Genomic DNA, 26,999 nt, shown 5'->3' with positions numbered 1-26,999 from the left:
GCCCGGGCCAGATGATCAGTCGGTGGCCGCCACCGCTTCCTCGACCGAGGTGTGGATCGGGAACACCTTGGTGAGGCCGGTGATACGGAAGATCTCGAGAATGCGCTCCTGGTTGCAGACCAGGCGCAGCGAGCCCTCATGGGCACGCACCCGCTTCAGTCCGCCGACCAGCACGCCGAGTCCGGTTGAATCGAGGAAGTCCACACCCTCCATGTCGACGACAAGGTGGAAACTGCCGTCATTCACCAGCTCGACCAGCTGCTCGCGCAGCTTGGGCGCGGTATATACGTCGATTTCGCCACCGACCCTGACGATCGTGCGATCGCCCATGGTCTCGGTCGACAGGGACAGGTCCACGGATCCTCCAGCACCTAGCTATCGAGCGGTCGCCCTTGGGGCATCTCGGCTCAGCCCCCGGGACGGTTCGCCAGCCGCGATGGCATTCAATCACTTACCGGCAGGCGTGCACGACGCCTTGGTCCCATTGTCCGTCATGCCGGTGACACACTCGGTGCCGATGGCCAAGAATCTCCGACCCGATCCGCCCCTGACGGACAGCGCCTCCCGGCCCGCGCCGGGGGCGCTCCTGTCCCGGCTCGCCGCCGGGCCGAGCCGGGCTTCGCGCATCACACATACGGAGCACTTGCCCCCGCGAGCGGGTCGCCATGCCCTCTGGCCGGACCGGATTCGCCCGGAGGTGCTCGCCGCCGTACGGGTGGCGGGCATCGACCACCCCTGGGCCCACCAGGCACGGGCCGCCGAGCACGCCCTGGACGGCGAGTCGGTCGTGGTCGCCACCGGCACCGCCTCCGGCAAGTCCCTGGCGTACCTCGTGCCCGTCCTGTCGGCACTCCTGGACGGCTCCGAGGCCCCGAACGGCCGGGGCGCGACCGCCCTCTACCTCGCCCCCACCAAGGCCCTCGCGGCCGACCAGTGCAGAGCCGTGAAGGAACTTTCACAACCTCTGGGCCATTCGGTGCGCGCGGCGGTCCACGACGGCGACACGCCGTTCGAGGAACGCGAGTGGATCCGCCAGTACGCCAACTACGTGCTGACCAACCCGGACATGCTGCACCGGGCCGTGCTCCCGTCCCACCCCCGCTGGTCCTCCTTCCTGAAGTCGCTGAAGTACGTCGTCGTCGACGAGTGCCACACCTACCGGGGCGTCTTCGGTTCGCACGTCGCCCAGGTGCTGCGCCGGCTGCGCCGCCTCTGCGCGCGCTACGGCTCCTCGCCCGTCTTCCTGCTGGCCTCCGCGACCGCCGCCGAGCCCGCGGTCGCCGCCCGGCGGCTCACCGGGCTGCCGGTGGTCGAGGTCGCCGACGACGCCTCACCACGCGGTGAACTGGTGTTCGCCCTCTGGGAGCCCCCGCTGACCGAGCTGCACGGCGAGAAGGGCGCCCCCGTCCGCCGTACGGCCACCGCCGAGGCCGCCGACCTGCTGACCGACCTCACCCTGCAGGGCGTCGGTTCGGTCGCCTTCGTACGCTCCCGGCGCGGTGCCGAGCTCATCTCGGTGATCGCCCAGGAACGCCTCACCGAAGCGGCATCAGCGACCGGCACCGCGGGCGACCGCTCACTGGCCCGGCGCGTGGCGGCCTACCGGGGCGGCTACCTCCCCGAGGAGCGCCGTGCCCTCGAGCGCGCCCTGCACTCCGGCGAACTCCTCGGGCTCGCCGCGACGAACGCCCTGGAGCTCGGCGTGGACATCTCCGGCCTGGACGCCGTGGTGATCGCCGGCTACCCGGGCACCCGGGCGTCCCTGTGGCAGCAGGCCGGCCGCGCGGGACGCGCCGGGCAGGGCGCCCTCGCCGTCCTGGTCGCCCGCGACGACCCCCTGGACACCTTCCTCGTCCACCACCCCGAAGCCCTGTTCGACCGGCCCGTGGAATCCACCGTCCTCGACCCCGACAACCCCTACGTGCTCGCCCCGCACCTGTGCGCGGCGGCCGAGGAGCTGCCCCTGACGGACGAGGACCTGGAACTCTTCGGACCGGCCGCCGGGGAGCTCCTGCCGCAGCTGGAAGCCGCGAAGCTGCTCCGCCGCCGGACGAGGGCCTGGCACTGGACCCGCCGGGAGCGGGCCGCCGACCTGACCGACATCCGCGGGGAGGGCGGCCGACCGGTCCAGGTCGTCGAGTCCGGCACCGGACGGCTGCTCGGCACGGTGGACGCGGGCGCCGCGCACACGGCCGTCCACGAGGGCGCGGTCCACCTCCACCAGGGCCGCACCTATCTCGTGCGCTCCCTCGACCTGGAGGATTCCGTCGCCCTGGTCGAGCAGGCGTCCCCGTCCTACACGACGGTCGCCCGCGACACCACGTCCATCTCCGTGCTGGAGACGGACACCGAGGTCCCGTGGGGCGACGGCCGCCTCTGCTTCGGCTCCGTCGAGGTCACCAACCAAGTGGTCTCCTTCCTGCGTCGACGGGTCGTCACCGGCGAGGTGCTGGGCGAGACGAAACTCGACCTGCCTCCCCGTACGCTGCGCACCCGCGCGGTGTGGTGGACGGTCACCGAGGACCAGCTGGACCAGGCCAGGATCAACCCGGAGATCCTCGGCGGCGCCCTGCACGCCGCCGAGCACGCGTCGATCGGCATGCTGCCCCTCTTCGCGACCTGCGACCGCTGGGACATCGGCGGCGTCTCCGTCCCCCTGCACCCCGACACCCTGCTGCCCACCGTCTTCGTCTACGACGGGCACCCGGGCGGGGCGGGTTTCGCGGAACGCGCCTTCCGCACCGCCGGCGACTGGCTCACCGCCACCCGGCAGGCCATCGCCTCCTGCGAGTGCGAGGCCGGATGCCCCTCCTGCATCCAGTCCCCCAAGTGCGGCAACGGCAACGATCCTCTGCACAAGCGGGGCGCGGTACGGCTGCTCACGGTGCTGCTGGAGGGGGCCCCGGCGCCGGCGGAGGAATCACCGTCCGAGGCATCACCGGCGGAGGCATCACCGGTAAAGGAGGCGGGCCGGCAGGCCCCGCCCGCGCCCTGACCTCCGCCGCGAACGGTTCCCGTCCCGAGGCCACCGACACGTCCGAGACCTCGCCGTGCACCGCGCACCGCACGAGACGGGTGTTCTGCGCCCGCGCCACCCGGTCGGCCCGTGCGCAGGCAGCCGCCTCGCCGTCCATCCACCGGTCCGCCGCCGCCAGCGCGGCGAGGTCCGCGCCCCCGGCCGCCCGATGCCGGACCACGGCGGCCTGGCCGAGGGCGAGGACGACGCCGAAGACGACACACAGCACGGCGATCACCCCCACGCTCCAGACGGTCGCGGACCCACGGTCACACCCGTGCCCCCCACCGGGGAGCCGGCCGTCCGGCCACCGGCGCCGGTGACGGAACCCTCCGCTCCTCACGGGCCCGCCCCCACCGTCTCCTCCACGGCGGCCACCGCCTCCTCCCGTACGTCGAAGGGCAGCCCGCGCAGCAGCGGAGGCCTGGCCACGACGACCACACGGACCCGTTCCGCCTCCCGGCTCACGGTGACCTCCGCCCCGGACGGCGCCGCCCGGCGGGTCACCTCGACGACCGCGCCGGGCGGATCCTGCCGGGCCGCCGCGCGGGCACCCGTACGGGCCGCGTCCACGCACCGGATCTGCGCCGCCACCACCAGCAGCCCCCACACCAGCGCCATCGCGAACAGCACCAGCACAGGCAGCACCATCGCCGCCTCCGCCGTCACGAACCCACGGTCCGCGCGGTGTGCACACCGCGCGCGGGGCGCCTGGCCCGTCCGGCGCTCACATCCCGCCATCGAGGGCCTGCTCCACGATCCTCGTCAGCGCCGCGTCGACCGGGCCGCTCGTCACCACCTTGTAGAGCACCACGGCGAACGCCACCGCCGCCACGATGCCCATCGCGTACTCGGAGGTGACCATTCCGGCGTCCCTCCGCGTCGCGCGCATCCTGCACACCAGGGCACGCAACCGTGCCCGTACCAGCTGATACATCTCAACTCCCCACAGATGCAGATCCCTCAGAGAACAGTTCTGTCGAAACCACTCGACGGTTCGTCCCGCTCACCGTCCCGGCGACCCACCCCCTCCCAGCACCCCGCCGGCGAGCCCGATCACCACGGGCAGCACGCCGACCGCGATGAAGGCGGGCAGAAAGCACAGCCCCACGGGTGCGGTGACCATGACGGCCGCCCGCCTCGCCCGCGCCGTCGCCTCCCGTGCCCACTGCGCACGGGACTCCGCGGCGAGCCGCGCGACGGGCGCGGCCATGGGGAGCCCGGACACGTCGGCCCGTTCCAGCAGCCGGGCCAGGGCGGCGGCTCCCGGCACGGAGGCCAGCCGCCGCCAGGCCGCACCCGGTTCACCGCCGAGCCGTACCTCTGCCGCACCCTGTGCCAGCGCGTCCCCGACCGGCCCGCCCAGGGCCTCACCGACAGCCTGCGCGGCCGGTACCGGGCCGGCGCCCGCCGCGATGCAGGCGGCCAGCAGATCGGCGGCGAGGGGCAGTTGCCGTGCCGCACCGGTCGCCTCGCGTTCCCGCACCCGCGCTTCGGCGGCCGTCCGCCGCAGTCGCCACCGCCACAGTCCGACGGCGCAGGCCAGCCCCACCAGCACACCGGCGAGGCCGCCCACCAGCGCCCATCCCGCGCACGCCACGCCCGCCGGGGGCAGCCAACGCCGCGCGGTTCCCGGCACCGCGAGGCGCGGCCGGGATGTTTGCTGCGTCACGGCGGACATTCCGGCCAGCCGTCGTCGCACCCGACGCTCGCACCGTGCCCGGCACAGCCACCAGACCGGCCAGCCGATCACCAGCGCCGTCCCCACCAACACCCCCAGCCTGTGGACGACCTCGTCGCTCATCGCGCTGCCTCCTCTGCTCCCCGCATGATCCGCAGCACCCACCACAGCCCCAGGCCCTCCAGGCCCCCGCCGGCCACGAGGCAGCCGAGCCCCGACGCGGTGTGCAGCAGGATGTGCAGCGGGTCGGCTCCGAGGGCCGCGCCGAGTCCGAGCCCCAGAGCCGGGAGTCCGGCGAGCACCACCGCGGTGGCTCGCGCACCGGCCAGCTGGGCGCGCAGATCACCGCGCTGGTCCCGTTCGGCACGCAGCGCCGCTTCCAGCCGGTCGAGTCCGGCCGCGAGCCCCGCCCCCTGGTCGACGGCGACCCGCCAGCACGCGGCGAGCCCTCGAAGCCCCTCGGCGCCCGGCTGCCGTGCCGCCGTCGCGAGCCCGTCCGGAACGTCCCCGCCGAACCGCGCCGCCGCCAGCACCGTCGCCTGTGCTTCGCCGAGCCCGCCGGAATCACGCGCGGCCGGCGACAACGCCTCGCCCGGCTGCCGTCCGGCACGCACCTCACCGGCGAGCGCCCCGCACAGCGCGATCACCGCGTCGGCCCGGTTCTCACGGACCCGGCGCTCCCGAGCGGCCAGCCTTACCCGCCGCAGCAACGGCACCCCGGCCACCCCCACGACGACCGGCACCACCGAGGAACCCAGCAGCGCCAGCACTGCTCCGGCGGCCGGCGCCCACCATTCGGCGCGCAGCCGTCCACGGATCCGCCCCCACTCGCGGACCGCTCGGGGCCACCCCGGCGGCCCGTTGCCGGCGGCTTCCCCGCCGGCCAGCAGCAGTCGCGCCCGCCTGACTCCGGCCCGACCACCGCCCAGCAGCCACGTAGCGCCCCCGAGGCACACCGTGGCCGCCCCGATCGACATTCCGGCAGTCCCGCTCACCGTCCGCCACCCCCGCTCCCGCCCCCGTTCCGGAGCAGCTCCCGCAGCCGTTGCCACCCCGGCTCGTGGACGAAGGCGTCCGGGCCCCACCGCAGCGCGGGCACCGTCCGCACCAGCCCCGACGGGTCCCGCTCCAGCACGTGCACCTCCGCGATCCGCCGCCGGCCGCCCCGGTCGCGTACGAGGTGGATCACCACGGACAGGGCGGCCGCCAGCTGGCTGTGCAGCGCGAGCCGGTCGAGTCCGGCCGCCGTGCCGAGTGCCTCCAGCCGGGCGGGAACGTCCGCGGCGGCGTTGGCGTGGACGGTCCCCGAGCCTTCGTGTCCCGTGTTGAGGGCGGCCAGGAGGTGGACCACCTCAGGGCCGCGCACCTCCCCCACGACCAGCCGGTCCGGCCGCATCCGCAGTGCCTGGCGCACCAGGTCCTCGAGCGTGACGAGTCCGGCGCCCTCCTGGTTCGCGGGCCTGCTCTCCAGGCGTACGACGTGGGGGTGGTCGGGCCGCAGTTCGGCCGAGTCCTCGGCGAGGACGATCCGCTCGTCCGGCCCGGCCAGCCCCAGCAGAGCACTGAGCAGGGTCGTCTTCCCGGTCCCGGTACCGCCGCTGACCAGGAAGGACAGTCGCGCGTCGAGCAGTGCGCGCAGGATCCGGTCGCCGCCCGGTGGCACCGTTCCCGCCGCCGTGAGTTCGTCCAGGGTGAAGGCACGGGGCCGTACGACCCGCAGTGACAGGCAGGTGCAGCCGACGGCCACCGGGGGGAGCACCGCGTGGAGCCGTGTCCCGTCGGGCAGCCGCGCGTCCACCCACGGCCGGGCGTCGTCCAGGCGTCGGCCGGCCACGGCGGCGAGCCGCTGGGCGAGCCGCCGTACGGCGGCCGCGTCCGGGAAGGAGACGCGGGTGAGTTCCAGTCCGCCGCCGCGGTCCACCCAGACCCGGTCCGGTGCCGACACCAGCACATCGGTCACCGACCGGTCGGCGAGGAGCGGATCCAGCGGGCCGCTGCCGATCAGCTCGGACCGCAGGTGTTCGGCGGCCCTCAGCACTTCGGCGTCGCCGAGGACCCGCCCCTGCTCCCGCAGCGCCTGCGCCACCCGCGCGGGCGTCGGCTCGGACCCGCTCTCCGCGAGCCACCGCCGTACCCCGTCGAGCATGCCCAAAGGCGCCTTCGGCCCGCCCGCCGGCGTGCCGGGGGTCCCGCCCCTCATCGGCGCCCCGACCTCGGCCGCACCCCGCAGGCCCGTCGGCAGCACACCGTGCGTCCCGCCGGGCGCCGTGCTCCCCGGGCCGCCCACGGGCGCGTGGCGCGGCCTCTCCGTCGTTCTGACGCTCCTGACGCTCATGCCGCCCTCGCCTCCACCAGCGCCCGCTCCCAGAACTCCTTGCAGAAGCGGGCCAGCGGGCCCCGGCCGGATGCCGCGGGCGGCTGTCCCGACCCGGAGGGCCGCTGCAGGGCGGGCTCGACGGGTACGTCGCCGGCGAGCGGCAGTCCGAGCAGGCGGGCGACCTCCCGGTCGTCGAGGCCGGGCATGTACGGGCCTCGCACCGCCACTCGCAGGTCGCGCAGGACCATGCCGACGGCGGACGCGACCCGTCCGGCCGCCGCGACGGCGCGCAGCTCGGCGGGGACGACCAGGAGCCCGAGGTCGAGTTGTGCGAGGGCCTCGGCCACTCCGCTGTCGACGCGGCGGGGCAGGTCGACGACGACCGTGCCGCCCCCGCGCCGGGCCGCGGCGAGCACCGCCCGTACGGCCTGGGGCGGTACGGCGACGCAGTCGCCACGGTCCCAGCTGAGCACCCGCAGCGAGTGCAGTTCGGGCAGCGACTCCTCCAGTGCTCCACCGCCGACCCGCCCCCGTGAGGCGGCGAACGCGGGCCAGCGCAGTCCTTCCGCCGTTTCGCCTCCGAGGACCACGTCGAGTCCGCCGCCCAGCGGATCCGCGTCCACCAGGAGGGTGCGCAACCCCTCCCGCGCCGAGGTGACGGCGAGCGCGCACGCCAGGGTGGAGGCTCCGGCCCCGCCCCGGCCGCCGAGGACGCCGACGGTCAGGGCCGGCCGGCCGACGCCCTCGGCCACGTCGGCGATACGGTCGACCAGCCACTGCTCGCCGTCGGGCAGCATCAGCACATGGTCGGCGCCGATCTCCACGGCCCTGCGCCAGACCCCGGAGTCGTCCTGGTCGCGGCCGACCAGCACCACTCCTCGCCGACGCGCGGCACCGCGTACGCGCCGAGCCGCGTCGTCGCCGACGAGGACGAGCGGTGCGGCCTCCCAGCTGCCTCTCGGCTCCGGAACTCCGTGGTGGACCTCCGGGGTGGCGCCGGCCGCGGCGCACAGACGCAGCAGGTCGTCGAGGAGTCCGGGGTCTTCGGTGACGATCAGGGGCCCACCCTGCCTGCCTCCTCCGGCGGCGGGTGGCGGATCGTGTGTGACGGTTCCTGCCATTTTCGTCCCCCTTCGCTGTATCTCACGGCGCCCCTGCGGCCCCGCGATTCCCGAACGTGTGAAGAACCGGCAAGCGGTCTCCATATGAACGGCCGCCGGAAACCGGCCGTACGCGACTCGACAAAACAGAACCGGCGGTGAACTCGCCGCGAGCGGGCCGCGCTGGAATCACGGTGCAGCGATCCGGGAAATCGTGTGGATCTTGGTCGAAAACTGTGGACGGATCCCCGGTTGTGAATATCGCCGTCACCCGTACCGGTGAGCCCGGCGCATACCCGCGCGACCTCCGCAGAGCAATCCGACGACTACACAGAGTTGAAAGTCATGCCCATGCCAAAACCTGGCCGCTCCGGGGCGGCCGCTCACGCCTCGACCATGGAGAGAAGGAGAAAACCCACCCGGACATGCGACGACCCCCGCCGGGGGGGAGAGCGGGGGTCGTCCCCACGGCCGACTCGGGGGGGGGAGGAGCCGGACCGGGTTAGCACGGTCGCGAACGATCCGTGACTTCCATGGTGTACCCGAGAGGCCTCTCAGGCAAACCCACGCGCCACACCTTACGCCGAATGGGCTGCGCCTATGCTCAAGGCGTGGAAAACCACTCACTGCCCCGCACAGCGGCCTTCTTCGATCTGGACAAGACGGTCATCGCGAAGTCGAGCACGCTCACGTTCAGCAAGTCGTTCTACCAAGGCGGCCTGATCAACCGCAGGGCAGCCTTGCGCACCGCATACGCCCAGTTCGTCTTCCTGGCCGGCGGCGCGGACCACGACCAGATGGAACGGATGCGCAAGTACCTGTCCGCGCTGTGCCGCGGCTGGAACGTCCAACAGGTCAAGGAGATCGTCGCAGAGACCCTGCACGACCTGATCGACCCGATCATCTACGACGAGGCCGCCACCCTCATCGAGCAGCACCACACCGCCGGGCGCGACGTGGTGATCGTGTCCACCTCGGGCGCCGAGGTGGTCGAGCCGATCGGCGAGCTGCTCGGCGCGGACCGGGTCGTGGCCACCCGCATGGTCGTGGGCGACGACGGATGCTTCACCGGGGAGGTGGAGTACTACGCGTACGGCCCGACCAAGGCCGAGGCGATCAGGGAACTGGCCGAGTCCGAGGGCTACGACCTCGCCCGCTGCTACGCCTACAGCGACTCGGCGACCGATCTGCCGATGCTGGAGTCCGTGGGCCGTCCGCACGCCGTGAACCCGGACCGGGCACTGCGCCGGGAGGCGGTCGCGCGCGAGTGGCCGGTCCTGGACTTCCACCGGCCCGTCCGGCTCAAGCAGCGCCTGCCCGCACTCTCCGCGCCCTCCCGCCCGGCCCTGGTGGCGGCCGCCGCCATAGGCGCCGCCGTGGCCACCGCGGGTCTGGTCTGGTACGCGAGCCGGCGCCGGACGACGGTGGCCTGACCGGCCACCCCGCACGACGCGCCGACGGGCCGGTTCCCCTTCGCCGGACGGGCGTCCGATTGACACGTGTTTGAACCTAAAAGTAAAGAAGCGGGCCCAGCACTTCCGCTTGCTTCGAACCTGGAGTACAAAGGACTCAACGGCCCGCGAGACCAAGGACATCCGAGAGGATCCCCTTCAGAACGCATTTGGCCCCACGGACCGAGCATGGCCACAGGGCACCCACGCGACGTCGACCCGTCGATTACGGGCCAGCCGCACCAGGAACGGGCAAAGTTCCCGACCTGATGGGCATATATCGAGGACGCTTGGTAACCAGGTGGACATGCCAGCGGCGGTACGAGAACTCGTACCGCCGCATTCCTGCGCGACCGCGGCTACGCCGCCCCGCGCTGCAGCGCCTCGCACACCGCCGTGGACTCACGCGCCCCCAGTTCGACCGCGCGTCCGCAGTGGACGATCCAGGAGGCCACGCCCTCGGGGGTGCCCGAGACATAACCCTCCAGAGCGGCCAGATAGGCCTCCTGCCCCAGTTCGGCATGGCCGACCTCGGCCGGACAGACCGACTTCGGGTCCAGCCCGCTGCCGACCAGCACGATCCGTTCGGCCGTACGCGCGAGAAGACCGTTGTGGGAGGTGAAGGGGCGCAGTGCGAGCAGTTCGCCGTGGACGACGGCGGCCGTCACCAGCGCCGGGGCGGAACTGCCCGCGATGACCAGGTCCGCCAGGCCCTCCAGCCGGCCGTGCGCCTCCGCCGCGTCGGGCAGCGGAAGCCCGATCGAGGGCTCGTCGACCGGCTCGCCCTCCTTCCGCGGCCGCCCGACCTGGTCGGCCTGGTCGGCCGCCGCGACCAGATGCAGCCGGGCGAGCACCCTCAGCGGCGACTGGCGCCAGACGGACAGCAGTTGCCCCGCCTCGGCGGAGAGCCGCAGAGCCGCGCCCATCGTGCGTGCCTCGTCGCCGCTGCCGAAGTCACTGCGCCGGCGCACCTCCTCCAGGGCCCAGTCCGCCCCGGACAGCGCCGCCGAGCCGCGGGCGCCGCGCAGGGCCGCCTCGGAGGTGATCTCGTTGCTGCGCCGCCGCATGACCCGGTGCTTGTAGACCCGGTCCACGGCCTTGCGGACGGATTCCACGGAGTCGGACACACCGGGCAGCGAGCCCAGGGCCGCGAGGGGGTCCCCACTGTTCGAACTCTTCCGGGAGCCCGGGGGAGGATCGGCGGTCGCGCCTGTCGTACTCATGAGTACGACACTACGCACCCGGGGCTCCCTTCCTGTGCGGGAGTGGCCTTCCTCACGCCGAGCCGCCCGCCTGGGCCGCGGCGCGGGCCGCCGCTCACCCCTTCGCCGCGGGCACCCCGGGCGCACCTCTGGGAGCAGGGGCGGGGGCGCCGGACAGGAAGGACTTCCAGCCCTGCTGCGGGGCCTCGCCCACGGTCAGGGTGCGCAGTTTCTCCAGGGCCTTCGGGTCCTGGACGTCCAGCCAGTCCACGAGCTGCCGGAAGGAGACACAGCGCACGTCGGGCTTGGTGCACACTGCCTCGACGACCTCCTCGACGGCCCGCATGTAGGTGCCTCCGTTCCAGGACTCGAAGTGGTTGCCGATGATCAGCGGCGCCCGGTTGCCGTCGTAGGCCCGCCGGAAACCCGCGAGCAGGCCGTCCCGCATCTCGTCGCCCCACTGCCCGTGCTTGGCGGGGTCGCCCTGGGTCTCGGTGCCGGACTGGTTGACCATGAAGTTGTAGTCCATGGCGAGCTGCTCGAAGGAGTGCCCGGGGAACGGGACGAGCTGCAACGACAGATCCCACAGCCCCTGCCTCCTCTCCGGCCACACCTGGTTGTTGACACCGCTGGTGTCGTAGCGGAAGCCCAGTTCTCTCGCCGCCTCCGTGAAGTTCTCCTGACCCTCCAGACAGGGGGTGCGGGCGCCGATGAGCTCCTTGTCGTAGTCGAAGGGGAGAGGGGCCTTGTTCTTCATGCCGGTGTGGGTCTTCCATTCCTTCACGAACGATTTGGCCTGGGCGATCTCGTCCTTCCACTCCGCCACCGACCACTCGCCGACCCCTCCGTCGGGGCCGCAGAAGTGACCGTTGAAGTGGGTGCCGATCTCGTTGCCCTCGAGCCACGCCAGGCGAAGTTGCTCCACGGTGGCGGCAATGCCCTCGGAGTCGTTGAAGCCGATGTCGGACCGGCCCGGTGAGTGCTGCGGCGGACGGTACAGGTCACGCTTCTCCTCCGGGAGCATGTACACGCCGCTCAGGAAGTACGTCATGGTCGCGTCGTTCTCCCTGGCGACCTTGCGGAAGTGGGAGAAGAGCTTCTGGCTGTCCTCACCCGCGCCGTCCCACGAGAAGACGACGAACTGCGGGGGCTTCTCGCCCGGCTTCAGCCGCTCGGGCTCGGGCAGGTTCGGCTGGACCCCGGTGTACGCGGTGGAGCCGTCGCCGATCAGCCGGACCACGCTCTTCGGCGCCGTTGCCGCCTTCTTCGGATCCTGGGTTTCCCTGCCGGAACCGTCGGCACCGGCCCCGCAGCCGGCGAGCGGGACGACACAGACCGCGGCGATCACGATGCCCACGGCGATCCTTCGGGTGGCGGCCATGCCCGCCCACCTTCTTCCTTCTCTCGGGCCGTCCCTGTGGGCGGCGACGTCGGGTGCCCGCCGGTCCGCGCCGACAGCGCCGCCAAAGTCGCATGGGACTGAGAAGGAATTAATACGACAAGCCGATGAACCGCCTATTTCACCCGTGAGAAGTATCCATTAGACCGTTTGCTCGAAAAGCGAAGACTCGCCCTTTACTCTGAATTACGATTCGTTTACTGATGGTTGGGGTTCTTGCCGCCGGAGCTCTTCGCCGCCGTTGACCGATCCCGCCGTTCTGACGCCGTGGCCCCAGGCCGCCACCGCCCCGCCGCCGAGCGAGTCACCCCCATTTCCGCGACCGCGCAGCCCCGGAGGAGACGGGAAGCATGCCAACCTGTGTTCCCACCACCCACGCCGGCGACCCCAACCGGACCGAGCGTGCCCACCCACCCCACAGTCCGCCGCCGACCGGGCCCCGCCGGTTCCGCATCGCGGGCGCCGACCTGTCGGCCGCCGTCGCGGTCTTCCTGATCGCTCTGCCGCTGTCCCTCGGCATCGCTCTCGCCACCGGAGCGCCGCTCCAGGCCGGCCTGGTCGCCGCCGCCGTGGGCGGCCTCGTCGCCGGACGGCTCGGCGGCTCCCCGCTCCAGGTCAGCGGTCCGGCGGCCGGTCTCACCGTCGTCACCGCCGACATCATCCAGCAGTACGGCTGGCGGACGACCTGCGCCATCACCGTTCTCGCCGGGCTCTCCCAACTCGGCCTGGGCTGTCTGCGGGTGGCGCGCGGCGCACTCGCCGTCAGCCCCGCCATCGTGCACGGGATGCTCGCCGGTATCGGCGTCACCATCGCCGTCGCCCAGGTGCACATCGTCCTCGGCGGCACCCCGCAGAGCTCCGTGCCCGACAACCTCCGGGCGCTTCCGGCCCAGTTGGCGAACCTGGACCCCGCCGCCGTCGCGGTGAGCGTGCTCACCCTGGCCCTGCTCCTGCTGTGGCCCCGGATCCCCGGGAGAGCGGGGTGCCTTCTGCGCAGGGTCCCGGCCGCTCTCGTCGCCGTCACCGGGGCCACCGCGGTCGCGGCCGCGACCGGTCTCGTCCTGGCCGAGGTCGACCTGCCGTCCTGGCGCAGCCACGCGCTGGCCGGACTGCCCGAGGGGCCCGTGCTCGGTCTCGTCGCCGCCGTGCTCACCACCACACTGGTGTGCAGCGTGCAGTCGCTGCTGGGCGCGGTCGCCGTGGACAAACTGGTCTCCCGCCGCCCCGGCCCGGGCCACGGCCCACGCTCCGACCTGGACCGCGAACTGCTCGGCCAGGGCACCGCGAACATCGCCTCCGGCTGCCTCGGCGGACTGCCCGTGGCCGGGGTGGCGGTGCGCAGTTCCGCGAATGTGAACGCGGGCGCCGTGAGCCGGAACTCCACGATGCTGCACGGCGTTCTCGTAGTGGTCGCCGCGTTGTTGATGGTCCCGATCCTGGAGTTCATCCCGCTCGCCTCACTCGCCGCCCTGGTGATGGCCGTCGGCATCCAGATGGTGTCCCTGCACCACATCCGTACGGTGACCCGGCACCGTGAAGTCCTCGTCTACGCCGTGACCGCCCTCGGAGTGGTGTCCGCGGGCGTCCTGGAGGGCGTCGCCCTCGGCATCGCCGCGGCCGTCGGCGTGGCCCTGCACCGCCTCACCCGCACCCGGATCACACATGAGGAGAAGAAAGGGGTCCATCACGTACACGTCCGGGGGCAGTTGACGTTCCTCGCCGTGCCCCGGCTCAGCCGGTGCCTGCATCTCGTGCCCCCGGGAGCCACCACCGTCGTGGCGCTGGACGGGTCGTTCATGGACCACGCGGCGTACGAGACCTTGCAGGACTGGCAGAACACGCACACCGCCCGTGGCGGCACGGTCGAGATCACCGGCCACCGGCCCGGAGCCGGAGTCCGGATCGCCGAGCCCGCGGTCCTCGCTGCCGCGCCCGCTGTGGACGGCACCGACGCGGCGGACCCGGCCACCGGCGCCGGGTGCCGTTGCCGACCCTGGACCGCCTGGCGCAACCACCAGTGCGGGCCCCCACGACCCGTACCCGCAGGCGGCTCCGTGACGAACGGCGGCCTCAGCAGCCGAGAGATCCACGAGGCTCACGAGGCACACGAGGTCCACCACGCCCCCGGGGCTCCCGGCGCCCCCGACGGCCCGGGGGTCCACAGCGGTTCGGACGGCGAGGGCGACGCGTCCCCTGCGGCCGGCGCGGCCGGGCCGGAGTCGTCCCGGGGCGGGGTCGGCCAGGAACTGGTGCGGGGCCTCAGCACGTTCCAGCGGAGCACCGCTCCCCTGGTGCGCGATGAGCTGGCGCGGCTGGCGCGCGAGGGGCAGCGGCCGACCCAGCTGTTCCTCACCTGTGCCGATTCACGGCTGGTCACGTCGATGATCACCTCCAGCGGTCCGGGAGACCTCTTCGTGGTCCGCAATGTCGGCAACCTCGTGCCGCCGCCCGGTGAGGAGAGCGGTGACGACTCGGTGGCGGCCGCCCTCGAGTACGCCGTGGAGGTGCTCGCGGTGCGGTCCATCACGGTCTGTGGGCACTCGGGGTGCGGCGCCGTGCAGGCCCTGCTCGATCCGGAGCCGGACGGTGTCCGCACTCCGCTGAGACGGTGGCTGCGGCACGGGCTGCCGAGCCTGGAACGGGCCGGCGACGGACACGGGCCCTGGGCGCGCCTCGGCGGACGGGCGTCGGCCGACCCTGCCGAGCGGCTCTGCCTGGCCAACGTCGTCCAGCAGCTCGACCATCTGCGCGCCCACGAGTCGGTGGCCCGTGCCCTGCAGGACGGGAACCTGACGCTCCACGGCATGTACTTCCATGTGGGTGAGGCGCAGGCGTATCTCCTCACCGAGACGGCGGGGGAGGTCGGGTTCGACCGGGTGAGGGCGGCGGACCCGGCGCGGTGAGGGACCGTCGCGGGTATGAGTGGTGTGACAGAGGCTGAACCGCGTGCCCTCGGCGTCCGTGGGTACGGATGACCCCCGGGCCACGGAAGCAGTCGGTTGACCTCAGAGAGTTCATCTCGAAAGGTCTAAACCATTTTGCCATCAGCCCTTGTCAGCCCACCCCCGGGTCTGATGAGCTGTGACCCGGGACACAACGGACACTCCGGGAAAGGCAGATGCCGTGAGCAACGAAAGCCTGGCCAACCTGCTCAAGGAAGAACGCAGGTTCGCACCCCCCGCCGACCTGGCCGCCAACGCCAACGTCACCGCGGAGGCGTACGAACAGGCCAAGGCTGACAGGCTCGGCTTCTGGGCCGAGCAGGCCCGCCGACTGACCTGGGCCAAGGAGCCCACCGAAACGCTCGACTGGTCGAACCCGCCGTTCGCCAAGTGGTTCCAGGACGGCGAGCTCAACGTCGCCTACAACTGCGTGGACCGGCATGTGGAGGCCGGGCACGGCGACCGGGTCGCCATCCACTTCGAGGGCGAGCCCGGCGACAGCCGCACGATCACCTACGCCCAGCTCAAGGACGAGGTCTCCCAGGCTGCCAACGCCCTGCTGGAGCTGGGCGTCCAGAAGGGCGACCGGGTGGCGGTCTACATGCCGATGATCCCCGAGACGGCGATCGCCATGCTGGCCTGCGCCCGTATCGGCGCCGCGCACTCCGTCGTCTTCGGCGGCTTCTCGGCGGACGCGCTCGCGACCCGCATCCAGGACGCCGACGCCAAGGTCGTCATCACCGCCGACGGCGGCTACCGGCGCGGCAAGCCGTCCGCGCTCAAGCCCGCCGTGGACGAGGCGGCCGACCGCGTCGACACCGTGCGGCACGTCCTCGTCGTCCGCCGCACCGGCCAGGACGTCGCCTGGACCGAGGGCCGCGACCTGTGGTGGCACGAGGTGGTGGGAGGTCAGAGCACCGAGCACACACCGGAGGCGTTCGAGGCCGAGCAGCCGCTGTTCATCCTCTACACCTCCGGCACCACGGGTAAGCCGAAGGGCATCCTGCACACCTCCGGCGGCTTCCTCACGCAGACGGCGTACACGCACTGGGCGGTCTTCGACCTCAAGCCGGAGACGGACGTGTTCTGGTGCACGGCCGACGTCGGCTGGGTCACCGGGCACTCGTACATCGTCTACGGGCCGCTCGCCAACGGCGCGACCCAGGTCATGTACGAGGGCACGCCCGATACCCCGCACCAGGGCCGCTTCTGGGAGATCGTGCAGAAGTACGGGGTGACGATCCTCTACACGGCGCCCACCGCGATCCGGACGTTCATGAAGTGGGGCGACGACATCCCCGCGAAGTTCGACCTGTCCTCGCTGCGGATCCTCGGCTCCGTCGGTGAGCCGATCAACCCCGAGGCGTGGGTCTGGTACCGCAAGAACATCGGCGCGGACCGCACCCCCGTGGTGGACACCTGGTGGCAGACCGAGACCGGAAGCATCATGGTCTCGCCGCTGCCCGGCGTGACCGGCGCCAAGCCCGGCTCCGCCCAGACCCCGCTGCCCGGCATCGCCGCGACCGTCGTCGACGACGAGGCGCGCGAGGTGCCCGACGGCGGTGGCGGCTACCTGGTCCTCACCGAGCCGTGGCCCTCGATGCTGCGCACCGTCTGGGGCGACGACCAGCGGTACATCGACACCTACTGGTCCAGGTTCGAGGGCAAGTACTTCGCCGGCGACGGTGCCAAGAAGGACGACGACGGCGACATCTGGCTGCTCGGCCGGGTCGACGACGTGATGCTGGTCTCCGGGCACAACATCTCCACCACCGAGGTGGAGTCGGCGCTCGTCTCCCACCCGTCGGTCGCCGAGGCGGCCGTGGTCGGCGCGGCGGACGAGACGACCGGGCAGGCCATCGTCGCCTTCGTGATCCTGCGCGGCACGGCGGCGGAGACCGAGCAGCTGGTCGCCGAGCTGCGCGACCACGTGGGCGCCACCCTCGGCCCGATCGCCAAGCCCAAGCGGATCCTGCCGGTCAACGAGCTGCCGAAGACCCGCTCCGGCAAGATCATGCGTCGGCTGCTGCGGGACGTCGCGGAGAACCGCCAGCTCGGTGACGTGACCACGCTGACCGACTCCACCGTGATGGACCTGATCCAGGCGAAGCTGCCCAAGTCGCCCGGCGAGGACTGAGCGGAGGACCGAGCGGAGGACCGAGCACGGGGCGCCCGGCGCGACGTATGCGCCGGGCGCCCCGTGGCATCCGTCACCGAAAGCCCTCGGTGCGGTCCGGAAGCACGTTGGTTACAGTGGCCAGGAAGGTGGTCGCAGCAGGCCACCCGCACACAAGTTGTCTCATGGAGCGCCGGGAAGTCTGGTCGGCACACGATTCGTGCTGCCCTACGACCAGAGGACCACCCCGTGACCGCGCCCCGCACCCCCACCCCCCGCAAGGCCCTCGGCCGCCTCTCCCTGCCCGAGCGGAACTTCGTCGCGGACGCACTGCGCACCGAGACCGTCGGCGGCATGCTGCTGCTCGTCGCCGCGATCACCGCGCTGATCTGGGCGAACGTGCCTGCCCTGCGGGACAGCTACGAGAGCGTCAGCCACTTCCGCCTCGGCCCCGAGTCGCTCGGCCTGAACCTGTCCGTCGCGCACTGGGCCGCCGACGGACTGCTCGCGGTCTTCTTCTTCGTCGCCGGAGCCGAACTCAAGCGCGAACTCGTCGCCGGTGATCTGCGCGACCCCCGGGCCGCCGCGCTCCCCGTCGTCGCCGCCCTGTGCGGCATGGCCGTGCCGGCGCTCGTCTACACGCTCACCAGCGGCCTCGGCGGCGGCTCACTGGCCGGCTGGGCCGTGCCCACCGCCACCGACATCGCCTTCGCGCTCGCCGTGCTCGCCGTCATCGGCACCTCCCTGCCGAGCGCGCTGCGCGCCTTCCTGCTCACCCTCGCCGTCGTCGACGACCTCTTCGCGATCCTGATCATCGCGGTCTTCTTCACCACCGACCTGAACTTCGCAGCGCTCGGCGGTGCCGTGGCGGGCCTGGCCGTCTTCTGGCTGCTGCTCCGCAAGGGCGTGCGCGGCTGGTACGTGTACGTGCCGCTCGCCCTCGTCGTCTGGGGCCTGATGTACAACAGCGGCATCCACGCCACCATCGCCGGTGTCGCCATGGGCCTGATGCTGCGCTGCCACCGCCACGAGGGTGAGGAGCAGTCCCCCGGTGAGCGCGTCGAGCATCTCGTCCGGCCCCTCTCCTCGGGTCTCGCCGTCCCGCTGTTCGCCCTGTTCAGCGCGGGTGTGGCGATCTCCGGCGGCGCGCTCGCGGAGGTGTTCGCCACGCCCGAGACGCTCGGCGTCGTCCTCGGCCTCGTCGTCGGCAAGACGGTCGGCATCTTCGGCGGCACCTGGCTGACCACACGTTTCACCAGGGCCTCGCTCAGCGAGGACCTCGCCTGGGCGGACGTGTTCGCGGTGGCGATGCTGGCCGGGATCGGGTTCACCGTCTCCCTGCTCATCGGCGAACTCGCCTTCGAGGGCGACGCGGCGATGACGGACGGTGTCAAGGCCGCCGTGCTGACCGGTTCGCTGATCGCGACCGCCGTCGCGACCGTGCTGCTGAAGATCCGGAACGCCGAGTACCGCAGGCTGGCCCAGGAGGAGGAGCGCGACGACGACCTCAGCGGCATCCCCGACGTGTACGAGGAGGACGACCCGGCCCACCACCTGCGGATGGCGGAGATCCACGACGGCAAGGCCGCCGAGCACCGGCGGCTCGCCCGGGAGAAGGCCGAACAGCGGCACGGGCTTGCCGATGTGCCGGGCGGGGCAGGCGAGGACCACGACGGTCCGGCATGATCTGACGAGACGGTACAAAAGTCAGGACAGTCGGACGCCCGCGGACACACGGGCGCCCGCGGACACACACGACCGTCCGCGTCACGTCCGGCCCACAGGGGCCGGACACACGCGGTCGGACGTGGCGGCCTGCCGGACAGAAACCGTCAGACGGCAGACTGAACCGTACGCAGCGACACACAGTGGCACGCGATACGTACGCAGAAGAGGGAGACCGCGATGAGCGCACCCGACGGCAGCCCGGTCGGCGCCGAACGCAGCATCGGCGAGCTGTTCGCCTCGGCGACGGAGAACATGTCGGCGCTGGTGCACGACGAGATCGCGCTGGCGAAGGCGCAGCTCAAGCAGGACGTGAAGCGGGGCGCGACGAGCGGCGGGGCGTTCAGCGCGGCCGGTGTGCTGCTCCTGTTCTCCCTGCCGATGCTGAACTTCGCCCTGGCCTACGGCATCCACACCTGGAGCGCCTGGAACCTCGCCCTCTGCTTCCTGTTGTCCTTCGCGGCGAACGTGCTGATCGCCCTCGTCCTCCTGCTGATCGGTGTCGTCTTCGCGAAGAAGGCGAAGAAGAGCCGGGGCCCGCAGAAGGTCGCCGCCTCCATGAAGGAGACCGCGGGCGTGCTGCAGAAGGCCAGGCCGCACCCGCGTCCCGAACTCGACCTGTCCAAGAACCGGGCCCCCGCGGCGATCGAAGCTGTGGGACGCTCGTCCTCATGACGGGCTCCTCCCTCCCCTCGGGGCAACCTCCCTCGGCGAACCCCCTCTCGGCCGTACGCCTCGACGTCCCGGGCGCCGAGGTGACCCACCGGGACGTGGCCGCCAACGGCGCGCGCTTCCACATCGCGGAGCTCGGCGACGGGCCGCTGGTGCTGCTGCTGCACGGCTTCCCGCAGTTCTGGTGGACCTGGCGGCACCAGCTGACGGCACTCGCCGACGCCGGTTTCCGCGCCGTCGCCATGGACCTGCGGGGTGTCGGGGGCAGCGACCGCACACCGCGCGGTTACGACCCGGCCAACCTCGCGCTGGACATCACCGGAGTGGTCCGTTCCCTCGGCGAGCCGGACGCCGCGCTGGTGGGGCACGACCTGGGCGGCTACCTGGCCTGGACGGCGGCGGCGATGCGCCCCAAGCTCGTCCGGCGGCTCGCGGTCGTGTCCATGCCGCATCCGCGGCGCTGGCGCTCGGCCATGCTCGCGGACGTCAGGCAGTCCTCCGCGATGTCCCACATCTGGGGGTTCCAGCGGCCCTGGGTCCCGGAGCGGCAGCTCACCGCCGACGACGGGGCGCTGGTGGCCAGACTCATCCAGGACTGGTCCGGGCCGCGCCCGCCCGAGGAGGAGGCGCTGGAGAACTACCGGCGCGCCATGTGCATCCCGTCCACGGCACATTGCTCGATCGAGCCGTACCGCTGGATGGTGCGCTCCATGGCCCGGCCCGACGGCATCCAGTTCAACCGCCGGATGAAGCGGCCGGTGCGGGTGCCGACGCTGCATCTGCACGGCTCGCTGGACCCCGTGGTGCGCCCCCGGAGCGCCGCCGGATCCGGACAGTACGTCGAAGCGCCGTACCGCTGGCGGCTCTTCGACGGGCTCGGGCACTTCCCGCACGAGGAGGACCCGGTCACCTTCTCCACCGAGCTGATCAACTGGCTGAAGGACCCGGAGCCCGACCGCTGAGCGAGGACGCCCTCGCGGCGGAAGTGAACCCCTGAAGTGGACACCTGCGGAAGTGAACACCTGTCCTGCGGAAAGCCATTTGCCTCGCGCATAGGCCAATTGGCTGCGCCTGAGGCGATTATCGACCTTGGGGCGGGGGCACCGTCGGGATATGGGCTGGACGCACGACTACAGTGACGCAGGCCGCGACCGCAGCTCGGCGGGCGGCAGGGGACCCCACCAGCGAGGCGGTGCACCGCACATGGCGGGCACGGACCTCAGGGTGGGGATCCCGCACATCCTCCGCCGCCGGGCCCGCTGGGTCTCGGCACGGCTGCTTCACCCACGCGGGTGAACCGACAGCGGCGCGCGGGCCCTGTCCCGCGCGCCGCTCAGAGCGCGCAGCTGTCGCTGTCCACCTGCTGGTTCGCGGCAAGGCCCTTGGTGATGTCGTCCTTGATCTCGTCGACGGTGAGCGCGTACCCCGTCTCGGCGTCGTCGAGGGACTTGGCGAACACCACGCCGTAGACCCGGCCCTCGGGTGTGAGCAGCGGGCCGCCGGAGTTGCCCTGACGGACCGTCGCGTACAGGGAGTAGACGTCCCGGCGGACCGTGCCCCGGTGGTAGATGTCCGGGCCGTTGGCCGTGATCCGCCCGCGGACCCGCGCGGACCTGACGTCGTACGCGCCGTTCTCCGGGAAGCCGGCGACGATGGCGCTGTCGCCGCTGCCCGCGTCCTCGGTCGTGAACCGCAGCGCCGGTGCCTTCAGGTCCGGGACGTCGAGGACCGCGATGTCGCGCTTCCAGTCGTAGAGGACGACCGTCGCGTCGTACTTCCTGCCCTCGCCGCCTATCTGCACGGTCGGTTCGTCGACGCCGCCCACCACGTGCGCGTTGGTCATGACGCGGCGTTCGGAGAACACGAAGCCGGTGCCCTCCAGCACCTTGCCGCACTGCGGCGCGGTGCCCATGACCTTGACGATGGACCGCTGGGCCCGGGCGGCCACGGGGCTGCCGACCAGCGCGGGGTCGGGGGGCTGGACATCGGTGATCGGCTCGTTCGCGAACGGGCTGAAGACCTGCGGGAAGCCGTTCTGCGCGAGGACGGAGGAGAAGTCGGCGAACCAGGTGTCGGCCTGGTCGGGCAGCGCGCGGGAGACACCGAGCAGGACCTTGGAACCGCGGACCTCCTTGCCGAGCGTCGGCAGCGTCGTGCCGGCGAGGGCGGAGCCGATCAGCCAGGCGACCAGGAGCATGGCGACGACGTTGACCAGGACACCGCCGGTCGCGTCGAGCGCCCGGGCCGGGGACCAGGTGATGTGGCGGCGCAGCTTGTTGCCGAGGTGGGTGGTCAGCGCCTGGCCGACGGAGGCGCAGACTATGACGACGACGACCGCGACGACGGCCGCGGTCGCGCTGACCTCGGCGTTGTCCGTCAGGAGGTCCCAGATGACGGGGAGCACGTAGACGGCGACGAGACCGCCGCCCAGGAACCCGATCACCGACAGGATGCCGACGACGAACCCCTGGCGGTAGCCGACGATCGCGAACCAGACGGCGGCGACCAGCAACAGGATGTCCAGCACGTTCACTGCTTCCAGCCTCGCCTCGTCATTCCGGTCGCTCCCGTCCGGCCGGAGTCCGGAGGCGTACGGCACGAACCACCGTCGTCACCAGCCCCCGTACCGCAACGGCACCGCGCCCACCCTGTCATGACCTCTGGTCCAGCGGGACCCGCTTGTCCCGGTCCCAGGGGCGCTCCCACCCCGCGTAGTGGAGCAGCCGGTCGATGATCCCGGCCGTGAAACCCCAGACAAGGGCCGATTCGACCAGGAATGCCGGGCCTTGGTGGCCGCTGGGGTGGACCGCGGTCGCCCGGTTGTCCGGATCGGTGAGATCCGCCACCGGGACCGTGAAGACCCGGGCGGTCTCGTTGGGGTCCACGACGCCGACCGGACTGGGGATCCGCCACCAGCCCAGCACCGGGGTGACGACGAAGCCGCTGACGGGGATGTAGAGCTTGGGCAGGACGCCGAAGAGCTGGACACCGGCCGGATCGAGCCCGGTCTCCTCCTCGGCTTCGCGCAGCGCGGCCCACAGCGGCCCGTCGGCCAGCGGGTCGCCGTCCTCGGGGTCGAGGGCGCCACCGGGGAAGGCCGGCTGTCCGGCATGCGAGCGCAGCGCCGTCGACCGCTCCATGAGCAGCAGTTCCGGACCGTACGCGCCCTCGCCGAACAGGATCAGGACCGCGGACTGGCGCCCCGAGCCGTTCGCCGGCGGCAGGAAGCGGCTCAGCTGTCCCGGCGCGACCGTCTCCACGGCCCGCACCACCGGGTTCAGCCAGGTGGGCAGGCCCTCCTGACTGAGCATCGCCCGGCCGCCCCGGATATCGCCCGCCCGCATCATCGCCACCCCTGTCGCCCTGCCCCCTGCCCGTCCGCTCCCGGCGACAGGTCCAACGCCCGGCGGCCCCTGGAACGTTCCACCGAAGATCGTTCCACCCGCGGCCGCCGGGTATGCCCCGTCATCCGGCGCCCAGCGGCGGGGCCGGCCGCCCGCCCGCGTCGAGGTAGGCCTGCGGGGGGTTCAGCCGCTGGCCCGGGAAGCCGCCCTTCTCGTACTTCAGCAGCTTGCGCGCCTTCTCCGGGTCCGTCTCCCCCTCGCCGTACGCCGGGCAGAGCGGGGCGATGGGGCAGGCTCCGCAGGCGGGCTTGCGGGCGTGGCAGATGCGGCGGCCGTGCCAGATCACATGGTGCGAGAGGTCGGTCCAGTCGCCCTTGGGGAAGAGCCCGCCGACGGCCGCCTCGATCTTGTCGGGGTCGGTCTCCTCCGTCCACTTCCAGCGGCGCACCAGGCGCTGGAAGTGCGTGTCCACGGTGATCCCCGGGCGGCCGAAGGCGTTGCCGAGGACGACGAAGGCCGTCTTGCGGCCCACGCCCGGCAGCTTGACGAGATCCTCGAGCCGGCCCGGCACCTCGCCGCCGAACTCCTCCGCCAGCATCTTCGAAAGCCCTATCACCGACTTGGTCTTGGCCCGGAAGAACCCGGTGGGGCGGAGGATCTCCTCCACCTCCTCCGGGTTGGCGGCGGCCAGGTCCTCGGGGGTGGGGTACTTCGCGAAGAGGGCGGGGGTCGTCTGGTTGACCCGCAGGTCGGTGGTCTGGGCGGACAGGACCGTGGCGACCACCAGTTGGAAGGGGTTCTCGAAGTCCAGCTCGGGGTGGGCGTACGGGTACACCTCGGCGAGCTCCCGGTTGATCCGCCGGGCCCGGCGGACCAGCGCGGTACGCGACTCGGCCCCGGGCCGCCCGGCGGCGGCCTTCCTCGCGGGCGCCGCCTTCTTCCCGGGCGCGGAGCCCTGCGCGGACGCCGACTTCTTCGCCTTCTTCGCAGGCGCGGAGCCCTGCGCGGACGCGGGCCTCATCTCGGCCGCCGCTTCGCTCGCACTCGCGGTCGAATCCTTCTTCACCGGTGCCTTCTTTGTCGGTTTCGCCGTTTCCCCGCCGCCGCCGGAGCTCTGTTCGCCCACAGCGGAATCATGGTGCACCGTCCCCCGTGCAGCCCCCTGGGTGCGCGCTCCCACCGGCGATTTGGACACCCGACCAGCCTACGGCTCGGCCCCGAGATCCGCCCCGGCCCCCGAGGATCGGCGCCCAATTGGACCCCTGCCGCTTACCCGGGCACGCCTGTGCGGCATCCTTGTGACAGATCACACTGTTTGGACTGTCCGGCAAAATGGGCACCTCGGTCCCCTGGTACGCGGGGAACAAGATCCCCTGAGCAGGTCGACAAGGAGAGAACACGTGGACGACGTTCTGCGGCGGAACCCGCTCTTCGCGGCGCTCGATGACGAGCAGGCCGCGGAGCTTCGCGCCTCGCTGAGCGAGGTGACCCTCGCACGGGGCGACTCCCTGTTCCACGAGGGCGACCCCGGAGACCGGCTCTACGTGGTCACCGAGGGCAAGGTCAAGCTCCACCGGACCTCCCCCGACGGCCGCGAGAACATGCTGGCCGTCGTCGGCCCCGGCGAGCTCATCGGTGAGCTGTCGCTCTTCGACCCGGGCCCGCGCACCGCGACCGCCACGGCGCTGACCGAGGTCAAGCTGCTCGCCCTGGGCCACAGCGACCTCCAGCCCTGGCTGAACGCCCGCCCCGAGGTGGCCACGGCGCTGCTGCGGGCCGTCGCACGCCGGCTGCGCAAGACCAACGACGCCATGTCGGACCTGGTCTTCTCCGACGTCCCGGGCCGGGTCGCCCGCGCCCTGCTGGACCTCTCCCGCCGCTTCGGGGTGCAGTCCGAGGAGGGCATCCACGTCGTCCACGACCTCACGCAGGAGGAGCTGGCCCAGCTGGTCGGTGCGTCCCGCGAGACGGTCAACAAGGCCCTGGCGGACTTCGCCCAGCGCGGCTGGCTCCGGCTGGAGGCCCGCGCGGTGATCCTCCTGGACGTCGAGCGCCTCGCGAAGCGCTCCCGCTGACGGGATCCCCGGCACGCGTGCCGAAAGCCCCGGGCCCGGCAGGCCTCAGCGCCTGCCGGGCCCGGGGCTTTCCGGTGAGCCCGTGCCCTGCTAGATGAGCCCGTGTTCCCGCAGGTACTCCAGTTGCGCGCGGACCGACAGTTCCGCGGCCGGCCACAGGGAGCGGTCCACGTCGGCGTAGACGTGGGCGACGACCTCGGACGGGGTGAGCAGGCCGTTCTCGACGGCCGTCTCCACCTGGGCGAGGCGGTGGGCCCGGTGCGCCAGGTAGTACTCGACCGCGCCCTGGGCGTCCTCCAGCACGGGCCCGTGTCCGGGCAGGACCGTGTGGACGCCGTCGTCGACCGTGAGCGAGCGCAGGCGGCGCAGGGTGTCCAGGTAGTCGCCGAGGCGGCCGTCGGGGTGGGACACGACGGTCGTGCCGCGTCCCAGGACGGTGTCGCCGGTGAGGACGGCCCCGTCGGCCGGCAGGTGGAAGGACAGGGAGTCGGCGGTGTGGCCGGGGGTGGGGACGACCCGCAGTTCCAGACCGTCCACGGCGATGACGTCCCCGCCGGACAGGCCCTCGTCCCCCAGCCGCAGCTCCGGGTCCAGCGCCCGTACCTTCGTGCCGGTCAGCTCGGCGAAGCGGGTGGCGCCCTCGGCGTGGTCGGGGTGACCGTGCGTCAGCAGGGTGAGGGCGACGCGCCGGCCGGCCCGCTCGGCCGTGTCGACGACGTTCCGCAGATGCCCCTCGTCCAGCGGGCCGGGGTCGACGACGACCGCCCGCGCGGATCCGGGCTCCGCGAGGATCCAGGTGTTGGTGCCGTCCAGGGTCATGGCCGAGGCGTTCGGGGCCAGGACGTTGACCGCGCGCGCGGTGGCGGGTCCGGAGAGGACCCCGCCGCGCGGTTGGCCGGGAAGGGCTGCCGCGTCCGTCATGCGGGTGCTCCACCGGTCGGGATGTGCTGGGTGAACTCGTCGTGTCCGGGCCAGGACAGCACGATCTTCTCGTCGTCCAGGCGCGCGGTGGCCAGTACCGGCGTGAGGTCCCGCGCGGCTGCCGCGTCGAGCGCCCGCGCCGCCGTCGGGTACGCCGTCAGTTGGCGCAGGGTCGCGATCGTCGGCGGCATCATCAGCAGCTCGCCCCGGTCGTACGCGGCGGCCGCCTCGCGCGGGGCGATCCACACCGTGCGGTCGGCCTCCGTGGAGGCGTTGCGGGTGCGCTGTCCCTCGGGGAGCGCGGCGACGAAGAACCAGGTGTCGTAGCGGCGGGGCTCGAACTCCGGGGTGATCCACCGGGTCCACGCGCCGAGCAGGTCCGAGCGCAGGACCAGCCCCCGGCGGTCGAGGAACTCCGCGAAGGACGTCCTCCGCTCGACGAGTGCCGCGCGGTCCGCCTCCCAGTCCGCACCCGTGGTGTCACCGACCACGGAGTCGGGCGTCGGGCCGGCGAGCAGCACCCCGGCCTCCTCGTACGTCTCGCGTACGGCGGCGCAGACGATCGCCTGGGCGTCGGTCTCGGCTACGCCGAGCCGGTCGGCCCACCACGCGCGCGTGGGGCCCGCCCAGCGGACGTGGTGGTCGTCGTCCCGCGGGTCGACGCCACCGCCGGGGTAGGCGTAGGCGCCTCCGGCGAAGGCCATGGAGGCGCTCCGACGCAGCATGTGGACGGCGCAGCCGTCACCGGCGTCCCTCAGGAGCATCACGGTGGCCGCCCGCTTGGCCGGGACCGGGGTGAGGGTGCCCTCCGCGAGCGCGCGGATGCGGACCGGCCACTCGGGTGGGTACCACTGCCCACCAGCCTGCGCATTCACCATGGCCGGAGGCTATCCCGGGACGGGCGGATGTTCGAGTGGCCGACGGGAGAAGAAGAGGGCGAGGGGGCGAGGGGGAGCGCGGCCCCGGGACGCGGCGCCGGGACCGCGGCAGGGCGACACGGCCCCGGGACGCGGAGAGGAGGCGTGGCGGCCCCGGAGG

24 protein-coding genes are annotated in these 26,999 nt (G+C 72.5%); 9 read left to right on the top strand and 15 right to left on the bottom strand.

What is annotated here, in order from left to right; all coding sequences use genetic code 11:
- Positions 1-15: 15 nt before the first annotated feature.
- Complete coding sequence (gene bldG / locus ACWEQO_RS18300) at positions 16-357, bottom strand: anti-sigma factor antagonist BldG (RefSeq protein ID WP_452984205.1); 342 nt, start codon at positions 355-357, stop codon at positions 16-18.
- A gap of 79 nt (positions 358-436) precedes the next feature.
- On the opposite strand from bldG, the gene ACWEQO_RS18295 reads away from it, so the two are divergent.
- The gene (locus tag ACWEQO_RS18295) at positions 437-2,995 is read left to right on the top strand and encodes a DEAD/DEAH box helicase (protein ID WP_452984203.1); all 2,559 of its coding nucleotides are present in this window, start codon (positions 437-439) and stop codon (positions 2,993-2,995) included.
- On the opposite strand, the gene ACWEQO_RS18290 is transcribed toward ACWEQO_RS18295, so the two are convergent.
- The 7 genes from ACWEQO_RS18290 to ssd all read right to left on the bottom strand — a co-directional run bounded on the left by ACWEQO_RS18290 (position 2,880) and on the right by ssd (position 8,135).
- On the bottom strand, positions 2,880-3,260 hold the full coding sequence (locus ACWEQO_RS18290; protein WP_452984201.1) for an Rv3654c family TadE-like protein: 381 nt from the start codon (positions 3,258-3,260) through the stop codon (positions 2,880-2,882). The genes ACWEQO_RS18295 and ACWEQO_RS18290 overlap by 116 nt on opposite strands.
- A 95-nt stretch (positions 3,261-3,355) precedes the next feature.
- Positions 3,356-3,757, bottom strand: a complete 402-nt coding sequence (locus ACWEQO_RS18285) for a TadE family type IV pilus minor pilin (protein ID WP_452984199.1) — start codon at positions 3,755-3,757, stop codon at positions 3,356-3,358.
- Positions 3,744-3,953 carry a DUF4244 domain-containing protein gene (locus tag ACWEQO_RS18280; RefSeq protein WP_361459614.1) on the bottom strand — a complete coding sequence of 70 codons (210 nt, stop codon included), beginning with the start codon at positions 3,951-3,953 and terminating at the stop codon, positions 3,744-3,746. The genes ACWEQO_RS18285 and ACWEQO_RS18280 overlap by 14 nt, the downstream gene beginning before the upstream one ends.
- A 69-nt stretch (positions 3,954-4,022) precedes the next feature.
- The gene (locus tag ACWEQO_RS18275; protein WP_452984196.1) at positions 4,023-4,820 is read right to left on the bottom strand and encodes a type II secretion system F family protein; all 798 of its coding nucleotides are present in this window, start codon (positions 4,818-4,820) and stop codon (positions 4,023-4,025) included.
- Complete coding sequence (locus ACWEQO_RS18270; protein ID WP_452984221.1) at positions 4,817-5,674, bottom strand: type II secretion system F family protein; 858 nt, start codon at positions 5,672-5,674, stop codon at positions 4,817-4,819. Before ACWEQO_RS18270 ends, ACWEQO_RS18275 begins: the two co-directional genes overlap by 4 nt.
- Before the next feature lie 14 nt (positions 5,675-5,688).
- On the bottom strand, positions 5,689-6,897 hold the full coding sequence (locus tag ACWEQO_RS18265) for a TadA family conjugal transfer-associated ATPase (RefSeq protein WP_361459639.1): 1,209 nt from the start codon (positions 6,895-6,897) through the stop codon (positions 5,689-5,691).
- A gap of 131 nt (positions 6,898-7,028) precedes the next feature.
- Positions 7,029-8,135, bottom strand: coding sequence for a septum site-determining protein Ssd (ssd, locus tag ACWEQO_RS18260; RefSeq protein ID WP_361459616.1), 1,107 nt, complete (start codon positions 8,133-8,135; stop codon positions 7,029-7,031).
- A gap of 566 nt (positions 8,136-8,701) precedes the next feature.
- Here ssd and ACWEQO_RS18255 point away from each other — a divergent pair.
- A complete protein-coding gene (locus ACWEQO_RS18255; protein WP_452984194.1) occupies positions 8,702-9,547 on the top strand; it encodes an HAD family hydrolase in 846 nt (281 codons plus the stop codon).
- A 377-nt stretch (positions 9,548-9,924) separates the two neighbouring features.
- Here ACWEQO_RS18255 and ACWEQO_RS18250 read toward each other — a convergent pair whose 3' ends face one another.
- Complete coding sequence (locus ACWEQO_RS18250; protein ID WP_452984192.1) at positions 9,925-10,788, bottom strand: oxidoreductase; 864 nt, start codon at positions 10,786-10,788, stop codon at positions 9,925-9,927.
- 94 nt (positions 10,789-10,882) lie between these two features.
- Positions 10,883-12,148 carry a polysaccharide deacetylase family protein gene (locus ACWEQO_RS18245; RefSeq protein WP_452984190.1) on the bottom strand — a complete coding sequence of 422 codons (1,266 nt, stop codon included), beginning with the start codon at positions 12,146-12,148 and terminating at the stop codon, positions 10,883-10,885.
- Positions 12,149-12,516: 368 nt separating this feature from the next.
- On the opposite strand from ACWEQO_RS18245, the gene ACWEQO_RS18240 reads away from it, so the two are divergent.
- The 6 genes from ACWEQO_RS18240 to ACWEQO_RS18215 all read left to right on the top strand — a co-directional run bounded on the left by ACWEQO_RS18240 (position 12,517) and on the right by ACWEQO_RS18215 (position 20,917).
- Complete coding sequence (locus ACWEQO_RS18240; protein WP_452984188.1) at positions 12,517-15,069, top strand: SulP family inorganic anion transporter; 2,553 nt, start codon at positions 12,517-12,519, stop codon at positions 15,067-15,069.
- A gap of 220 nt (positions 15,070-15,289) precedes the next feature.
- Positions 15,290-17,245, top strand: coding sequence for an acetate--CoA ligase (gene acs / locus ACWEQO_RS18235; protein ID WP_452984186.1), 1,956 nt, complete (start codon positions 15,290-15,292; stop codon positions 17,243-17,245).
- 228 nt (positions 17,246-17,473) lie between these two features.
- Positions 17,474-18,910, top strand: a complete 1,437-nt coding sequence (nhaA, locus tag ACWEQO_RS18230; protein WP_452984184.1) for a Na+/H+ antiporter NhaA — start codon at positions 17,474-17,476, stop codon at positions 18,908-18,910.
- A 219-nt stretch (positions 18,911-19,129) separates the two neighbouring features.
- Positions 19,130-19,624 carry a phage holin family protein gene (locus ACWEQO_RS18225; protein WP_361459623.1) on the top strand — a complete coding sequence of 165 codons (495 nt, stop codon included), beginning with the start codon at positions 19,130-19,132 and terminating at the stop codon, positions 19,622-19,624.
- Positions 19,621-20,583, top strand: coding sequence for an alpha/beta fold hydrolase (locus ACWEQO_RS18220; protein ID WP_452984182.1), 963 nt, complete (start codon positions 19,621-19,623; stop codon positions 20,581-20,583). The genes ACWEQO_RS18225 and ACWEQO_RS18220 overlap by 4 nt, the downstream gene beginning before the upstream one ends.
- A gap of 151 nt (positions 20,584-20,734) precedes the next feature.
- Positions 20,735-20,917 carry a hypothetical protein gene (locus ACWEQO_RS18215; protein ID WP_279334693.1) on the top strand — a complete coding sequence of 61 codons (183 nt, stop codon included), beginning with the start codon at positions 20,735-20,737 and terminating at the stop codon, positions 20,915-20,917.
- Positions 20,918-20,954: 37 nt separating this feature from the next.
- Here the strand turns inward: ACWEQO_RS18215 and ACWEQO_RS18210 are convergent, their stop codons facing one another.
- The 3 genes from ACWEQO_RS18210 to nth form a co-directional block, all read right to left on the bottom strand.
- Complete coding sequence (locus tag ACWEQO_RS18210) at positions 20,955-22,154, bottom strand: MarP family serine protease (protein WP_361459625.1); 1,200 nt, start codon at positions 22,152-22,154, stop codon at positions 20,955-20,957.
- A gap of 118 nt (positions 22,155-22,272) precedes the next feature.
- Positions 22,273-22,968: an NUDIX hydrolase gene (locus tag ACWEQO_RS18205; protein ID WP_452984219.1), complete on the bottom strand. Its 696-nt coding sequence runs from the start codon at positions 22,966-22,968 to the stop codon at positions 22,273-22,275.
- Between the two features lie 118 nt (positions 22,969-23,086).
- Complete coding sequence (gene nth / locus ACWEQO_RS18200; RefSeq protein WP_452984217.1) at positions 23,087-23,986, bottom strand: endonuclease III; 900 nt, start codon at positions 23,984-23,986, stop codon at positions 23,087-23,089.
- Positions 23,987-24,365: 379 nt separating this feature from the next.
- On the opposite strand from nth, the gene ACWEQO_RS18195 reads away from it, so the two are divergent.
- On the top strand, positions 24,366-25,040 hold the full coding sequence (locus ACWEQO_RS18195) for a Crp/Fnr family transcriptional regulator (RefSeq protein WP_109377225.1): 675 nt from the start codon (positions 24,366-24,368) through the stop codon (positions 25,038-25,040).
- A 90-nt stretch (positions 25,041-25,130) separates the two neighbouring features.
- Here the strand turns inward: ACWEQO_RS18195 and ACWEQO_RS18190 are convergent, their stop codons facing one another.
- Together ACWEQO_RS18190 and ACWEQO_RS18185 are read right to left on the bottom strand one after the other, a co-directional pair.
- Positions 25,131-25,961, bottom strand: a complete 831-nt coding sequence (locus ACWEQO_RS18190) for an MBL fold metallo-hydrolase (protein ID WP_361459627.1) — start codon at positions 25,959-25,961, stop codon at positions 25,131-25,133.
- Positions 25,958-26,839 carry an NUDIX hydrolase gene (locus ACWEQO_RS18185; RefSeq protein WP_361459628.1) on the bottom strand — a complete coding sequence of 294 codons (882 nt, stop codon included), beginning with the start codon at positions 26,837-26,839 and terminating at the stop codon, positions 25,958-25,960. The genes ACWEQO_RS18190 and ACWEQO_RS18185 overlap by 4 nt, the downstream gene beginning before the upstream one ends.
- Between the last annotated feature and the right edge of the window lie 160 nt (positions 26,840-26,999).

This window comes from Streptomyces sp. NPDC004051, from assembly GCF_053604275.1.
Note: the sequence above shows the minus strand (reverse complement) of the source record. Positions and strands in the feature narration are given on the sequence as shown.

What these genes read in the sequence shown, in the direction of transcription:
- ACWEQO_RS18250 (WP_452984192.1), bottom strand. Translation starts at nt 10,788, where the DNA reads ATGAGTACGACAGGCGCGACCGCCGATCCTCCCCCGGGCTCCCGGAAG.
- ACWEQO_RS18240 (WP_452984188.1), top strand. Translation starts at nt 12,517, where the DNA reads ATGCCAACCTGTGTTCCCACCACCCACGCCGGCGACCCCAACCGGACC.
- ACWEQO_RS18285 (WP_452984199.1), bottom strand. Translation starts at nt 3,757, where the DNA reads ATGGCGGGATGTGAGCGCCGGACGGGCCAGGCGCCCCGCGCGCGGTGT.
- ACWEQO_RS18245 (WP_452984190.1), bottom strand. Translation starts at nt 12,148, where the DNA reads ATGGCCGCCACCCGAAGGATCGCCGTGGGCATCGTGATCGCCGCGGTC.
- ACWEQO_RS18190 (WP_361459627.1), bottom strand. Translation starts at nt 25,961, where the DNA reads ATGACGGACGCGGCAGCCCTTCCCGGCCAACCGCGCGGCGGGGTCCTC.
- ACWEQO_RS18185 (WP_361459628.1), bottom strand. Translation starts at nt 26,839, where the DNA reads ATGGTGAATGCGCAGGCTGGTGGGCAGTGGTACCCACCCGAGTGGCCG.
- ACWEQO_RS18295 (WP_452984203.1), top strand. Translation starts at nt 437, where the DNA reads ATGGCATTCAATCACTTACCGGCAGGCGTGCACGACGCCTTGGTCCCA.
- ACWEQO_RS18215 (WP_279334693.1), top strand. Translation starts at nt 20,735, where the DNA reads ATGGGCTGGACGCACGACTACAGTGACGCAGGCCGCGACCGCAGCTCG.
- ACWEQO_RS18270 (WP_452984221.1), bottom strand. Translation starts at nt 5,674, where the DNA reads ATGTCGATCGGGGCGGCCACGGTGTGCCTCGGGGGCGCTACGTGGCTG.
- ACWEQO_RS18225 (WP_361459623.1), top strand. Translation starts at nt 19,130, where the DNA reads ATGAGCGCACCCGACGGCAGCCCGGTCGGCGCCGAACGCAGCATCGGC.
- ACWEQO_RS18255 (WP_452984194.1), top strand. Translation starts at nt 8,702, where the DNA reads ATGGGCTGCGCCTATGCTCAAGGCGTGGAAAACCACTCACTGCCCCGC.
- ACWEQO_RS18220 (WP_452984182.1), top strand. Translation starts at nt 19,621, where the DNA reads ATGACGGGCTCCTCCCTCCCCTCGGGGCAACCTCCCTCGGCGAACCCC.
- ssd (WP_361459616.1), bottom strand. Translation starts at nt 8,135, where the DNA reads ATGGCAGGAACCGTCACACACGATCCGCCACCCGCCGCCGGAGGAGGC.
- ACWEQO_RS18280 (WP_361459614.1), bottom strand. Translation starts at nt 3,953, where the DNA reads ATGTATCAGCTGGTACGGGCACGGTTGCGTGCCCTGGTGTGCAGGATG.
- ACWEQO_RS18275 (WP_452984196.1), bottom strand. Translation starts at nt 4,820, where the DNA reads ATGAGCGACGAGGTCGTCCACAGGCTGGGGGTGTTGGTGGGGACGGCG.
- nth (WP_452984217.1), bottom strand. Translation starts at nt 23,986, where the DNA reads ATGAGGCCCGCGTCCGCGCAGGGCTCCGCGCCTGCGAAGAAGGCGAAG.
- ACWEQO_RS18265 (WP_361459639.1), bottom strand. Translation starts at nt 6,897, where the DNA reads ATGAGGGGCGGGACCCCCGGCACGCCGGCGGGCGGGCCGAAGGCGCCT.
- ACWEQO_RS18205 (WP_452984219.1), bottom strand. Translation starts at nt 22,968, where the DNA reads ATGATGCGGGCGGGCGATATCCGGGGCGGCCGGGCGATGCTCAGTCAG.